Origin of the sequence: Flavobacterium sp. 1355, from assembly GCF_017833415.1 — a bacterium.
Classification (GTDB): Bacteria; Bacteroidota; Bacteroidia; order Flavobacteriales; family Flavobacteriaceae; genus Flavobacterium.
The window spans coordinates 193,526-208,454 of record NZ_JAFICC010000003.1; the positions used below are offsets into that span (position 1 = coordinate 193,526).

8 protein-coding genes are annotated in these 14,929 nt (G+C 39.6%); 5 read left to right on the forward strand and 3 right to left on the reverse strand.

Annotated elements, in window-relative coordinates:
* Positions 1 to 3 precede the first annotated feature (3 nt).
* From JOD96_RS05045 to JOD96_RS05055, 3 genes are all read right to left on the reverse strand, one after another.
* Entirely contained in the window at positions 4 to 438 is a 435-nt protein-coding gene (locus tag JOD96_RS05045) for an META domain-containing protein (protein WP_209563181.1), read from the reverse strand.
* Between the two features lie 106 nt (positions 439 to 544).
* Positions 545 to 931, reverse strand: coding sequence for a DoxX family protein (locus JOD96_RS05050; protein WP_209563182.1), 387 nt, complete (start codon positions 929 to 931; stop codon positions 545 to 547).
* 198 nt (positions 932 to 1,129) lie between these two features.
* Positions 1,130 to 2,245, reverse strand: a complete 1,116-nt coding sequence (locus tag JOD96_RS05055; RefSeq protein ID WP_245188349.1) for a PepSY-associated TM helix domain-containing protein — start codon at positions 2,243 to 2,245, stop codon at positions 1,130 to 1,132.
* Positions 2,246 to 2,727: 482 nt separating this feature from the next.
* Here JOD96_RS05055 and JOD96_RS05060 point away from each other — a divergent pair, with 482 nt between their 5' ends.
* The 5 genes from JOD96_RS05060 to JOD96_RS05080 are packed head-to-tail and all read left to right on the forward strand — an operon-like array spanning position 2,728 to position 14,864.
* Positions 2,728 to 3,303, forward strand: a complete 576-nt coding sequence (locus JOD96_RS05060; protein ID WP_209563183.1) for a phage tail protein — start codon at positions 2,728 to 2,730, stop codon at positions 3,301 to 3,303.
* A gap of 42 nt (positions 3,304 to 3,345) precedes the next feature.
* Positions 3,346 to 3,930 carry a phage tail protein gene (locus JOD96_RS05065; protein ID WP_209563184.1) on the forward strand — a complete coding sequence of 195 codons (585 nt, stop codon included), beginning with the start codon at positions 3,346 to 3,348 and terminating at the stop codon, positions 3,928 to 3,930.
* A gap of 50 nt (positions 3,931 to 3,980) precedes the next feature.
* Positions 3,981 to 5,117, forward strand: coding sequence for an ABC transporter substrate-binding protein (locus tag JOD96_RS05070; protein WP_209563185.1), 1,137 nt, complete (start codon positions 3,981 to 3,983; stop codon positions 5,115 to 5,117).
* A gap of 15 nt (positions 5,118 to 5,132) precedes the next feature.
* Positions 5,133 to 13,967, forward strand: a complete 8,835-nt coding sequence (locus JOD96_RS05075) for a T9SS type A sorting domain-containing protein (protein WP_209563186.1) — start codon at positions 5,133 to 5,135, stop codon at positions 13,965 to 13,967.
* A gap of 51 nt (positions 13,968 to 14,018) precedes the next feature.
* Positions 14,019 to 14,864, forward strand: coding sequence for an outer membrane beta-barrel protein (locus JOD96_RS05080; protein ID WP_209563187.1), 846 nt, complete (start codon positions 14,019 to 14,021; stop codon positions 14,862 to 14,864).
* The last annotated feature ends 65 nt before the right edge of the window (positions 14,865 to 14,929 follow it).

The window sequence follows — 14,929 nt, forward strand, 5'->3', positions numbered from 1 at the left end:
ATATTATTTAGCTACTTTTTTAAACCTCATCATAGGAACATCGCCCATTATTAAATTTAGTTTTCCATCTTTATCAATAGAGTAACTTGTTGTTTTCTTGATTTGCTGTAAAAATTGCTGTTCTCCTCCACCTTCACAAAACATCATTGTAGCTGGTCCCGGCTCTCCAAAAGTCAACGATTTTCCGGTTAGGGTAAATGGTGCGCTATATCCGTTGCAGCCACTATTACCATGTACGTTTTTTTCTTTTTCATCAAAAGTAATTTGTGGTTTTTTATCCGGATATAATCCTTCAAAAGCAATTCTTGGTCCCGAAATATAGTCCAGTTCCCAGGTAGTACCATAAATACCAGCGTCACTTTTAGAATCTTTAGTTGCCATACAGGAATTTAGTAATAACGTTGAAATAGAAAGAATAGCAATTATATACTTTTTCATAAATGTCTTTTTAATATTAATAAAATTAGTTTTCGAGATTAAAGTTACCAATTAACTTTGAAAAAGCATTTTTTAAATCATCATATTTAACATAAACTTCAAATAGCTAGTCCCATTTGTTAGTTGTCGAAACAGCATATTTTCCTGCACCTGTAAAAAATAATGCGACTGCCCCTAATATATAGAGCATTAGCAATTCGAGGGCATAACCTCCGTGGTCACTGATAGAAAAAATATCCTGAGCATGCGCAACAGCAATTGCCACGATACAGTTAACAGCAAAAACCAAAGAAGCAATTTTAGTACGCCAGCCCAATAAAATAGCCAACGGAGCCAAAACTTCACCAATATAAACTGCATAACCGATTACTCCCATATTTTCGGTTAAAAATGAAATTCCGTGCAGTATTTTTGCCACTCCATGAAAAAGCATTAAACCTCCAATGCTGATACGTAAAACTAGTAATCCAATGTCTGTGTTTTTTGAAATCATAATAATCTGTTTTTGGTTATTAATTAAAATTAGGTTTGTGATGCAACTAAAATACAATTTTTATTTTACGAATCAGTTTAAATTATCAGGAGCTATTTCCTGCTATCCGCTGTATCTTTTGTGGTTCCCGAAGCCTCGGGACTACCACAAAAGGATGCCGCTACTATCAGGGCTAGGGCACTCATTTTCATAAGAAGTTTAAGCTAAAACCTGCTTCACCTTAGCTTTCTTAGACTTTTTCTTCCCTTTATTCCACCAAATAATAAATCCGGTTATCGGCAGCGATGCACCGATCAAACTCACAATACTCCAGATTATTTTCCCGCCAGGACCAAAAAAAGCTCCGGTATGCAAATCATAATTACTGGCTTCATATACATCTGCAGCAGTATTATTTTTATAAAGTTTCGTTCTTAATAACTCGCCCGTTTTTCCATCAAAGAAAATAGTATTCTGATTTCTTGCCGTCGCCCATTTATTTGGATAAATCAATCTTAATCTAAGCTCTCCGGTTTTTCTAACAGAAAATGTTATTGAAGATGCTCCCGGGTATTTTGAGTCTGCGCTTTCATAAATACGATTATATCGCACCGGAATAGTTGTAGAATCAATCTTTGCAGTATTTACAGCCTCGTCACCTTTTTGCAGTTTTGATCCTGTTAGAAAACTGACTGCTTTTTTAGAGCCGTCAAATGCAAAATAAGTTCCAGAGAAAGCAATAAGGAGCAAAAATATCGAAGCATAAAATCCTAAAACCTGATGCAGATCGTAGTTGACTCTTTTAAAAGAACCACTCCATTTTATTTTAAGCGATTGTCTAACCAGCCTCATCTGGTTTGGAAACCATAATATAAGTCCCGTAATCAAAATAATCAGGAAAATAACAACCGACCAGCCCTGAATAAATTCACCTACATCTCCCAGCAATAAAGTACGGTGTATTTCCAGAACGGTATTGAGCCAGTCTGCACTTTTTTGGTTAACAAGATTTCCATTATAGGGATTAAAATAATAAGTCTTTTTCTTTTTATTTGAAATCTGAACCGTAGCGTTTGGTTCTTCCTTATTTATTTTTATTGCAGTTATCTTCTGCTTTGGTTCCTCATGTTGGTAACGTTCTATAATAGATTGCAAACCAACAAAAGGTTTGGCCTCTACAGGAACATGCAGATACTCTTTTTGTGTAAAATCACGAATTTCCTCTTCAAAAACATACAGAAATCCAGTTATACTAACTATAAAAACAATGAGGCCCGATGCTAAACCGAGCCACAAATGTATTTGCCTTATTGCTTTCTTAAATCCTTTGGTCATAATTTATAATAAAGTCCAAATGTAAATAATATCGACTAAATGACTAACCGAAAACATCTGGAAGTGTTAATTTTTTCCAACGCATTTCCCATTAAGTTAGATTTTAAAATGGTATGTTAAAAAAATAAACTTCAAAAAGCTTCATTTAAATTATGACAAACTTGTATTTGTCTCCTTATAAAATCCAATCATAACAGCACTTCACAGTTATTAATGCGCTCAATTCTGTAGTTAATATGAAAATAAAAAACACAACTTTTTATTTAAAATATTCTTTCAAAATTAATTGAAAGAATATTCCAACAAATAAAGAGTTAAAATCAGGTATAAATACTCGCCCTCAAAATCAAGTCTTTAGCTAATTTTGTTAAAGTAAAAGCTTACAAATAACCCTGTAGTACTGAAAGAAACTTCAAATCAGTACTATTCATTTGTAAATAATATCTGAAAAAGTACTAACAAAAAACCAAAACTATAATATTATGGATGAAATAATGGGAACCATTAAAATCTTTGCATTTGATTTTGCACCAAATAACTGGGCGCTTTGCAACGGCCAAACTGTGGCAATAGCGCAAAATACAGCACTATTTTCATTACTGGGTACAACATACGGCGGTAACGGCGTGAATACATTTGCCTTACCCGATCTTAGAGGGCGATCAATGATAGGTGCCGGTCAGTCAGGCGGTATGTCAATTAACTGGGGACAAGTTGGCGGTACTGAAAACGCTTCTTTGGACATAAATACTATGCCGATACACATTCATCCTATCACCAATGGAGCAGCAAGTGTAACAACTGTTATAAACGCAACCACAGGCGGAACAGTAACCAATGATTCTGATAATGGCACAAATGCATTTGCAAGCGGAAACAGTACAGCAAATATATATTCAGAACCAATTGCAACAAATTCAAGTGTTGGAGGTATAACCACTACAATTGGCGGTAATACTTCACCTATTGGTAACAATATGCCCTTTAGTATCAGAAACCCTTATCTGGCAATGAACCATTGTATATTGTTAAATGGTATTTATCCTTCCAGAAATTAACGAAACCAATAAAAAAATAAACTAACCGATAAATAAATAATTATGGAAGAATTTTTAGGAACAATAAAAGCATTTGGATTTAATTTTTCACCAAGAGGCTGGATGTTTTGTAACGGACAACTACTATCTATATCACAAAACAGTGCACTATTTGCCTTACTTGGAACTATATATGGTGGTGATGGTCAAAACACATTTGCATTACCAGACTTAAGAGGCCGTACTATTATACATCCTGGAACAGGGCCTGGACTATCTCCTATTGTTATAGGACAAACTGGCGGAACAGAAAACATTACTTTGACTCAAAATAATTTGCCTGCGCATACTCATGCTCTTGCTACGGGACAAGTAGCAGTTACTACAGTCATTAACGCACTAACTGGAGGTACTGTAACAAACGACTGTGATAATGGTACAAATTCATTTGCAAGCGGAGGAAACGCTGCAAATGCTTACAGCGAGCCGGTTACTCCGCCGACAACCAGTCAGATTGGTGGTGTAACTTCTACTATAAGCGGTACTACTTCTTCTGCCGGGGGATCTCAGCCTTTTAGCCTTAGAAATCCATATTTAGGGATCTATATGAGTATTTGTGTTGAAGGAATTTTTCCTTCCAGAAATTAATAAACCAAACTGACAGAGGTATTTTTTACCTCTGTCCTTAAATCAATTTTATGACCAACGACATTAAAATAGGCATCTTAATTCCAAAATCGCAACAATACCCAACTCTGGATAAAGAATTTATGAAAGGGTTAAAACTCAATAACCTTGATGTAAAAATCTTTGTAGAAAGTATTGGTATTGGTGCAGACGAAAAAATGATCATTGAAAAAATTCAGAAATTGAACTTTCAGGAAGACGTATCTATTATTATTGGCCTTTTTGGTCATAATAACATGAAACACGTTTATGAATATGCATCAAAAAATGACATTTTATTAATAGCATCAGATCTTGGAGCCACTATGCCCTATGGCGCATTAACGTATAAAGGCGTTTATATTAATTCATTGGCATTAACAGAATCCTGTTATCATTTAGGCAATTACCTGACGTCAAAAAATTATCAGAAAATTGCTTCTTCAACTTCTTATTATGATTCCGGTTACGGATTGTTATCGGCCATTGAACACTCTTTCAAGGAAAATATAAATTTTTCCGGACATTATATTACACCATTTATGCCCAGAGAAGATGAGGCTATACATATGGATCAGTCTATTACAGCTCAGGAACCTGATGCTGTTTTTGCATTCTATAGCGGATTATACGCCGAAGAAAATGCTGATTTTATTAATCAGAACAAAATCACCCAAAAGTATCCTTTTTATGTAACTCCTTTTTTTATCAATGAAAAAATTCTGGAACAATATAAAAATGCCCCACACGAGTTATATGTGGTAGGGTCATGGATTCAGAATAACAGTGAAAATCCTGATTTTGATAATGAATACCAAAAAGCATATTCAGAAAGTCCATCTGCATTTTCAATTTTAGGATATGAAAATGGCCTCATATTAAAAAACATTCTTTTGAATACTAAAAATGAGACACAGATTAATGCATTAATAAATGAGATCAATGAATTAAATATTTCGGGACCACGAGGAAAAATCCAATTTGACAAGGATACCAACCGAACAATATTTGATCATTATATATACAAATTAAATTTAGATTCCTCAAGTAATATAAGCTTTAGCAAAATAGAAACATTAGCAAATGACGGACATTTTATTAAAGCTATTACTTCATATAATGAAACTGTCAGACTAGGCGGCTGGCAAAATGCTTACTTATGTCATTAAACTAAAACGTATGTTATGAAAAAAAAATTACTCTTATTAATCATGCTTTTCTGCGCATTTTTTGTGCATCAAAACGCAAACTCCCAAGTCACCCTGGGTGCCGGAGATATAGCCTTTATAGGGTATAATACCAGTCCGCTGGATGGTTTCGCTTTTATTACCCTAAAAGCTATTCCGGCCGGAACTATCATTTATTTTACTGAACAGGGATGGAATGGAAACGCTGTTAATCCTACATGGGTAACAGGTAGTACTGAAACACATTTAGTATGGACAGTTCCTGCTTTGACCCCTGCTGGTACAATAGTTTCCTTAATGGAAACAGCAACCCCTGATCAATTTACAGTCACGGGAACTTCGGGGATTGCTCTTGCAGCTGGTTTTACAGGCTTTAACCTTGCTTCGGGCGACCAGATATTAGCCTATCAGTCAGCAACCGGAATTGGAGCCAAGCCAGTTACGCCTAATCTTCCAACTTTTATTGCTGGTGTACATGGTGAATATAATTCTGCTGATTATGATTCAGGAACCACATGGAGTCTTGCAGGTACAAGCGGCGGCCCGTCAAGTGCAGTGCCTTTAGGTTTAACCAATGCTGTAAATTGTATTTCATTATTTCCTGCTCCAGGCCCTGAAATAGCCAATAGCAAGTTAAAATCAACTGTAACACTTTCCGGAACTTCTGCACAGGTTTTGGCAACTATTAACAATCCCGCAAACTGGGATCATCAGGATAATGTGGCCGGAAATTATACCATAACTCCAATAAGCTACCCTACTCCTGCTGTAACTGCAGCTTCGCCTCCGACGGTTACCACAACAACCGCAACAAATGTAGGAGCTGTAAAAGCGACTATTGGTGGCAATGTGACTGCAGACGGCGGAGATGCAAGTATCACTAGCGGAATTGTTTGGGGAACTGCACCGGCACCGACAATTTTAAATAATGTTTTTCCTATTGGTAGTGGGACCGGAACTTTTTCTGGTACGGTTGGATTATTTCCTGCTTCAACACTTATTTATTATAGAGCGTATGCTACAAATTCTGGAGGAACCGGCTATGGTGCTGAGCTTACCTTTACAACTGGCGCAGCTTTAAGTACTTCATCAACACCTCAGACAAATGTATCCTGTAACGGAGGAGCGAATGGTACAGCAACTGTTGTTGCAACAGGAGGAAAAACTCCGTACACGTATTCATGGTCCCCTGCGGGTGGAACTAATGCCAGTGCAACTGGTTTAGTACAAGGAACCTATACTGTTACAATTACAGATGGGGAAGCAACACAAATCACAAGAAGTTTTACTATCACCCAGCCTTCGGCTATTAATCTTAGCACAGGAGGACAGAGTAATGTTTCTTGCTTTTCAGGATCAAATGGTACAGCAACTGTTGTTCCAACTGGCGGAACGCCGGGATACACTTATTCATGGGCACCATCGGGCGGAACCGGAGCAACTGCATCTGGTTTATCAATAGGTACATATACTGTTACGGTGACAGATGCTAATTCTTGTCAGGCGACGAGATCATTTACTATAACACAGCCAGTTGCAGCACTTAATGTAACTGCAGGATCTCAAACTAATGTTTCGTGTTTTTCAGGTTCAAACGGTACAGCAACTGTTAATCCAAGTGGAGGAACATTTCCTTATACCTATTCATGGTCTCCTTCGGGAGGAACAGCTGCATCGGCTACCGGTTTAACTGCAGGAACTTATACTGTTACGGTGACTGATGCTAATTCTTGTCAGGCAACAAAAACATTTACAATAACACAACCAACATCGGTTCTTCTTGCAAGTGCAGCTTCTCAAACTAATGTTTCCTGTAATGGAGGATCTAATGGTTCTGCTACAGTAGCTGTATCCGGAGGAACACCAACATATACCTATTCATGGGCTCCTTCAGGAGGAACAGCCGCAACAGCTTCTGGACTGACAGCAGGAACTTATACTGTTACGGTAACAGATGCAAATGGTTGTACCGCTACACAAGTTTTTACAATTACCCAACCAACCACTGCTGTTGTTGCTTCAGTTGGAGGGCAAACAAATGTTTCCTGCAATGGAGGATCAAACGGAACGGCTACAGTTAGTGCAACTGGCGGAGCTGGTTCCTATACCTATTCCTGGGCTCCATCGGGAGGAACTGCGGCAACTGCTACGGGATTGACAGCAGGAACTTATACGGTAACTGTAACCGATGCAAATTCTTGTACTGCAACACAAAGTTTTACTATTACCCAACCGGCTGCTCTTGTCGCTACTGCCGGAGCTCAAACAAATGTTTCCTGTAATGGAGGAACAAACGGATCGGCTACAGTAAGCGTCTCAGGCGGGGCATCTGGATATACCTATTCCTGGTCACCATCGGGCGGAACCGGAGCAACTGCATCTGGCCTTACCGCAGGAACTTATACGGTAACTGTAACCGATGCAAACTCGTGCACAGCAACACAAAGTTTTACTATTACCCAACCGGCTGCTGCACTTGCAGCATCAGCAGGATCACAAACAAATGTATCCTGTAATGGAGGATCAAACGGAACTGCAACAGTAAGCGTAACTGGCGGAACAGCCGGATATACGTATTCCTGGGCTCCGGCTGGAGGTACTGCTGCATCAGCTACTGGATTGACTGCTGGAACTTATACGGTAACTGTAACAGATACAAATGGTTGTACAGCTACACAAAGTTTTACAATAACTGAACCTGCTGCTCTTGTGGCTTCAGCTTCAGCACAAATAAATGTTTCTTGTAATGGTGGTACTAATGGCTCTGCTACAGTTAATGCAACTGGCGGAACTGGTTCATATACATACTCTTGGTCTCCTTCTGGAGGGACTGCGGCAACTGCTACAGGGTTAGCGGCCGGTACTTATACGGTTACAGTAACAGATGCTAACTCATGTACAGCAACACAAAGCTTTACAATAACTGAACCTGTTACTCTTGTGGCTTCACCTATATCACAAACTAACATAGCTTGTAACGGAGATGCTACCGGATCGGCTACAGTTACGGTTACCGGAGGAACTGGTTCATATACCTATTCCTGGTCTCCTTCGGGAGGAACCGGAGCAACTGCAAGTGGCCTTACAGCGGGAACTTATACCGTAACCGTAACAGACGCAAACGGATGTACTGCTACGCAAAGCTTTACAATAACTCAACCTGCTGCTCTTGTAGCTTCAGCTTCAGCACAGACAAATGTTTCCTGCAATGGAGGATCAAACGGATCGGCTACAGTAAGTGTAACTGGTGGAACACCCGGATATTCATATTCATGGGCGCCAGCAGGCGGAACTGCTAATACAGCAAATGGACTTTCTGCCGGAACTTACACGGCAACAATAACAGATGCAAATGGCTGTACTGCAACACAAAGTTTTACAATAACTCACCCTGCTGCTCTTGTAGCTTCAGCTTCAGCACAAACAAATGTTTCTTGTAATGGTGGAACTAATGGCTCTGCCACAGTAAGTGTCACTGGTGGAACTGGTGCATACACGTATGTATGGTCTCCATCTGGCGGAACTGCTAATACAGCAACGGGACTTTCTGCAGGAACTTACACGGTAACAATAACAGATGCAAATGGTTGTACTGTAACACAAATTTTTACAATAACTGAACCTGCTGTTCTTGCAGCTTTACCTGTATCACAAACTAACATAGCTTGTAACGGAGATGCTACCGGATCGGCTACAGTTACGGCTACCGGAGGAACTGGTTCATATAATTATTCCTGGTCACCAGCTGGCGGAACTGCTGATACAGCAAACGGGCTTACAGCGGGAATTTATACCGTAACCGTAACAGACGCAAACGGATGTACTGCTACGCAAAGTTTTACAATAACTCAACCTGCTGCTCTTCTAGCTTCAGCTTCAGCACAAACAAATGTTTCCTGCAATGGAGGAGCAAACGGATCGGCTACAGTAAGTGTAACTGGTGGAACACCCGGATATTCATATTCATGGTCTCCATCTGGAGGAACTGCTGATACAGCAGGTGGACTTTCTGCAGGAACTTACACAGCAACAATAACGGATGCAAATGGCTGTACTGCAACACAAAGTTTTACAATAACTCAACCTGCTGCTCTTGTAGCTTCAGCTTCGGCACAAACAAATGTTTCTTGTAATGGTGGTACTAATGGCTCTGCTACAGTAAGCGTTACTGGTGGAACTGGTGCATATACGTATGCATGGGCGCCAACAGGCGGAACTGCAGATACTGCAAACGGACTTACTGCCGGAACTTACACGGTTACGGTTACTGATGCTAATAGCTGTCAAACAACTCAAAGTTTTACAATAACTGAACCTGCTGCGCTTGTGGCTTCTGCAGGAGTACAAAATAATGTTTCTTGTAATGGAGGATCAAACGGATCGGCTACAGTAAATGCAACTGGCGGAACAGCCGGATATACATATTCATGGTCTCCATCTGGAGGAACTGCTGATACAGCAACTGGACTTACAGCGGGAACCTATACAGTAACAGTTACGGATGCAAACGGATGTGTTACAACACAAAGTTTTACAATCACTGAACCTGCAATACTTATAGCTTCTGCTTCAGCACAAACAAATGTTTCCTGCAATAGTGGATCAAACGGATCGGCTACAGTAACAGCTACAGGAGGAACTGGTTCATATACTTATTCCTGGTCACCAGCTGGCGGAACTGCTGATACTGCAAACGGACTTTCTGCCGGAACTTATACCGCAACAGTTACAGATGCAAATGGTTGTACTGCAACACAAAGTTTTACAATCACCGAGCCTACGGCAATTATTACTTCTGTAAGTACACAAACAAATGTTTCTTGTAATTCAGGAACAAATGGATCAGCTACAATTGCCGCAACTGGCGGAACACCTGGTTACACTTATTCATGGTCACCTTATGGCGGAACTGCTGATACAGCAACCGGGCTTTCGGCCGGGACTTATACTGTAACAATAACAGATGCTAATAGTTGTACTGCAACACAAAGCGTGGTAATTACAGAACCTACATTAATTACTACTTCAATAGCAACGCAAACAAATGTTTCTTGTAATGGAGGATCAAACGGATCGGCTACAGTAAGCGTCACTGGCGGAACTGGTGCATATACGTATGTATGGTCCCCATCTGGCGGAACTGCAGATACTGCAAACGGACTTTCTGCAGGAACTTATACGGTAACAGTAACAGATTCAAACGGATGTACTGCTACGCAAATCTTTACAATTTCAGAGCCTACAGTTCTTGTGGCTTCTGCAGGAGTACAAAATAATGTTTCTTGTAATGGAGGATCAAACGGATCGGCTACAGTAAATGCAACTGGCGGAACAGCCGGATATACATATTCATGGTCTCCATCTGGAGGAACTGCTGATACAGCAAGTAGCCTTACAGCGGGAACCTATATGGCAACAATAACTGATGCAAATGGCTGTACTGCAACACAAAGTTTTACAATAACCGAACCTGCAGCACTTATAGTTTCTGCTTCAGCACAAACAAATGTTTCCTGCAATAGTGGATCAAACGGATCGGCTACAGTAACAGCTACCGGCGGAACAGGTGCATATACTTATTCATGGTCTCCATCTGGAGGAACTGCTGATACAGCAACTGGACTTACAGCGGGAACTTATACAGCAACAGTTACAGATGCAAATGGTTGTACAGCAAGACAAAGTTTTACAATCACCGAGCCTACGGCAATTATTACTTCTGTAAGTGCACAAACAAATGTTTCTTGTTTTTCAGGAACAAATGGATCAGCTACAATTGCCGCAACTGGCGGAACACCTGGCTACACTTATTCATGGTCACCTTATGGCGGAACTGCTGATACTGCAACCGGGCTTTCGGCCGGGACTTATACTGTTACAGTAACAGATGCTAATGGTTGTACTGCAACACAAAGCGTTACAATTACAGAACCTTCAATAATTACAACTTCAATAGCAACGCAAACAAATGTTTCTTGTAATGGAGGATCAAACGGTTCTGCGACAATTACTGCAACAGGTGGAAGCGGTATTTATACCTACTCCTGGTCTCCATCCGGAGGAACCGGTAATACAGCAAACGGACTTACAGCGGGAACTTATACGGCAACAATAACAGATGAAAATGGTTGTACTGCAACACAAAACGTTACAATTACAGAACCTTTAGTACTTTCTGCTTCAATCGGTGGACAAACAGAAGTATCTTGTAATTCAGGATCAGATGGGTCTGCTACAGTAAGTGTAACAGGTGGAACTGGAGCTTATACTTACTCCTGGGCACCGTTTGGAGGAACTGCTGATACTGCAACTGGACTTGCTGCAGGAACTTATACAGTAACTATTACAGATTCAAACGGATGTGTTACAACACAAAGTTTTACAATCACTGAACCTACAGCACTTGTTGCATCTGCTTCAGCACAGACTGATATCACTTGTAACGGTGATGCTAACGGATCTGCAACAGTAGCTGCAACCGGTGGTACTGGTACATATACCTATTCATGGTCTCCATCTGGAGGAACTGCTGATACAGCAACCGGATTAGCTGCCGGGACTTATACCGCAACTGTTACAGATCAAAACGGTTGTTCTGCAACACAAACTTTTGTTATCAATCAGCCTGCTGCAATTATTGCTTCGGCTGCTGCACAAATAGATGTTACTTGTAATGGTGCTTCAAATGGCTCTGCAACAGTAACGGCAACAGGTGGTACTGGTGCTTATACTTATTTATGGTCTCCATCTGGTGGAACAACAAATACGGCAACGGGATTAGCTGCCGGAATTTATACAGCAACTGTTACAGATGCAAATGGATGTTCTGCAACGCAAAGTTTTACAATTTCACAACCTGCAGCACTTTCTGTTTCTGTAAATGTGCTGACAAATGTATCTTGTAACTCAGGATCAGATGCAGCTGCTACAGCAATTGTAACTGGTGGAACAGGTGCTTACACTTACTCATGGTCACCAGCCGGAGGAACTGCTGATACTGCAACCGGACTTTCTGCGGGAACATATACTGTTACGGTAACAGATGCAAATGGATGTACGGCAAATCAATCTTTTACAATTAATCAACCTACATCACTTGCTGCTACAGTTACTCAAACAAACGTAACCTGCTCTGGCGGAAATAACGGATCTGCAACTATTACCGTAACAGGTGGTTCAGGAAGTTATACTTATGCATGGTCTCCTTCAGGAGGAAATGCTGCTACAGCGACAGGGCTAACAGCCGGAATATACAATGTGACAGTAACAGATTCAAATGGATGTATATTAACAGAAATAATAACTATTACAACAACTCAGGACACTACTGCTCCGGTACCAACTGTTGCCAGCCTGCCGGTTATTAATGGCTATTGTTCTGTTTTATCAGCTGAAGTAGCCATTCCTACTGCAACTGATAGTTGTACGGGAACTATTAATGCAACTACATCTTCTCCATTAAATTTTACAGCTCAGGGAACTTATAGTATTACATGGAATTATAATGATGGAAATGGAAATACTTCAAGTCAAAATCAAACTGTTAATGTTCTTGCTTCTCCTTTGAGCGCAGTAACTTTCAGTGATGCTAATTTTACTTTTGATGGAAGTGTTCATACAATCCAGGTTGCTAATCTTCCGGTTGGAGCAAATGTTTCTTACACTACAACACCAGCCAGCGGAACATTAAATGGGGCAACAAATGCAGGTAGCTATACAATTACTGCCATAGTTAATCCGTCAGTGACAACACCAAATTGTTCGCCAATTACTTTGACAGCAAACCTTACAATTAATAAGGCAACTCAACAAATTACTTTTAATGCCATACCTGTAAAAGTTCTTGGCACAAATAATACGTTTGATTTAGATGCTGCTTCCAGTTCAGGATTGCCTATCCGTTACTCTTTCACATATACTTCTGTCCTTGCTCCGGCTACAGTTTCAGCTACAGGTCAGGTAAATATGCTAAGAACCGGACAAGGTATTGTAACTGCTCACCAGGACGGAGATAATAATTATCTGCCAGCTGCAAATGTTTCGCAGATTCTTACCATAATGAACAACAATGCTGATATTACAAAACTTACTATCGGCGGTGTCGTTTATAATAATCCTCCAAAACAAATTATTCACTTAATGTTATGCGGAGAAAACAGTATCAATATCACTTCCTTAAATGATACAAATGCTACTATTAGTCCATCTGCTAATTTTACGCTTCCATTACCAAAACCGGGAATTTACAATCAGACGATTACAGTAACTTCACAAGACGGATCGGTAGTAAACAAATATAATATTACCATTATAAAACCATTTAGTTTCTACGATATAGTTCGCCAGAAATTCAATAACGTCTTGCTGGTAAACAACAATCCGCAAACAAACGGAGGTTATGATTTTGTTGCTTACGAATGGTTCAAAAACGGTCAGTCAATGGGCACAGGGCAATATTATTCAGCCGGAAATACAGTAAACAGCATTTTGGACCCTACTGCCGATTATATGGTAAAATTAACCACCAGAGATGGAAAAGTACTTCAGACTTGTTCAGACAAAGTAGTATTGCAAAACACTCTTGAGGCCAAACTTTATCCTAATCCAATAGAATCGGGAAAAGTGGTTACTGTTGAAGCCGATTTCCCTGAAGAACAATTAAAAGATATGCAGATAAGCTTATACTCTGTTTCTGGTCAATTAATCAAAACATTGAAATCATCGACAGTAAAAACTGAAGTCCAGTTACCGGATAGCGCAGATGGCAATATGTATGTTGTCGTAATTGAAACAGCAGAATTCAAGAAATCGCTAAAAGTAATTGTAAAATAAAAAAATCTGCCAGCGTTGTCTTTGATTGCGCTGGCATAAAATAATTTTAAGATGAAAAAATATATAATAAACTATATAGCATCATTATCAATGATTACTATACTTTTAGGCTGTTTAAACAGTTATGGTCAGGATAAAAAACATGAATTTTCTGTTGCTGTTGGTGGTCCGTTTTCATACATTGATGCTGAAACAGCTGGCAAGATTGTCGAAGGAAACGGATTCAATGCCGGACTTCGTTATTCTTATTATCTAAACGAAGGCTTAAGTGTCGGAATTGGGGCAGAATACCAATCCTATAATTCTGATGTAGCATTTCAGGCACTATATGGCAGATACATGACCGTTGATGATGAAGGCGAAAATTTTCAATTTAGATACAGAGTGTCAAATTTAAGAGAAGAGCAAAAATTAGGATACATTAACATTCCTGTTCACATTCAGTTTGAAACTCCGGGCACAACAAAACTTTATCTGGCTGCAGGTGCCAAAGTTGGGTTTGCCATAAACGGCAGTTACGAATCCCGCATGCAAAACCTAACTACCAGCGGATATTATCCGCAGTATAATGTAGAATTATTTGCTCCGGCCTTTGCAGGTTTTGCCAGCACAAATGATGTAAGAAGCGGCAAACAGGATCTTGATACCGACGTTTCTTATTCTGCTACTATTGAAACCGGTGTAAAACAATTACTGGGAAACAAAAATTCTATTTACATTGGTCTTTATCTTGATTATGGACTGAACAATATTTATGATAATGAAAAGAAACCTTTAGTTCAGTATAATGCTGAAATCCCGGTACAGCTGCAGCAAAACAGTGTATTAGATTCACCATTCGCAAATAACGTAAGATTGGTTTCTTATGGACTTAAATTAAGATTTGCAATTCGTTAATTATTATTTTGGTTAAATTATTCTTAGATTCATTAAAACCAGTAAAGCAAATCTTTACTGGTTTT

Bases quoted from the DNA above. Each gene is read 5' to 3' on its own strand.
- JOD96_RS05055 (WP_245188349.1), bottom strand. From the start codon at position 2,245: ATGACCAAAGGATTTAAGAAAGCAATAAGGCAAATACATTTGTGGCTC.
- JOD96_RS05080 (WP_209563187.1), top strand. From the start codon at position 14,019: ATGAAAAAATATATAATAAACTATATAGCATCATTATCAATGATTACT.
- JOD96_RS05050 (WP_209563182.1), bottom strand. From the start codon at position 931: ATGATTTCAAAAAACACAGACATTGGATTACTAGTTTTACGTATCAGC.
- JOD96_RS05065 (WP_209563184.1), top strand. From the start codon at position 3,346: ATGGAAGAATTTTTAGGAACAATAAAAGCATTTGGATTTAATTTTTCA.
- JOD96_RS05070 (WP_209563185.1), top strand. From the start codon at position 3,981: ATGACCAACGACATTAAAATAGGCATCTTAATTCCAAAATCGCAACAA.
- JOD96_RS05060 (WP_209563183.1), top strand. From the start codon at position 2,728: ATGGATGAAATAATGGGAACCATTAAAATCTTTGCATTTGATTTTGCA.
- JOD96_RS05075 (WP_209563186.1), top strand. From the start codon at position 5,133: ATGAAAAAAAAATTACTCTTATTAATCATGCTTTTCTGCGCATTTTTT.
- JOD96_RS05045 (WP_209563181.1), bottom strand. From the start codon at position 438: ATGAAAAAGTATATAATTGCTATTCTTTCTATTTCAACGTTATTACTA.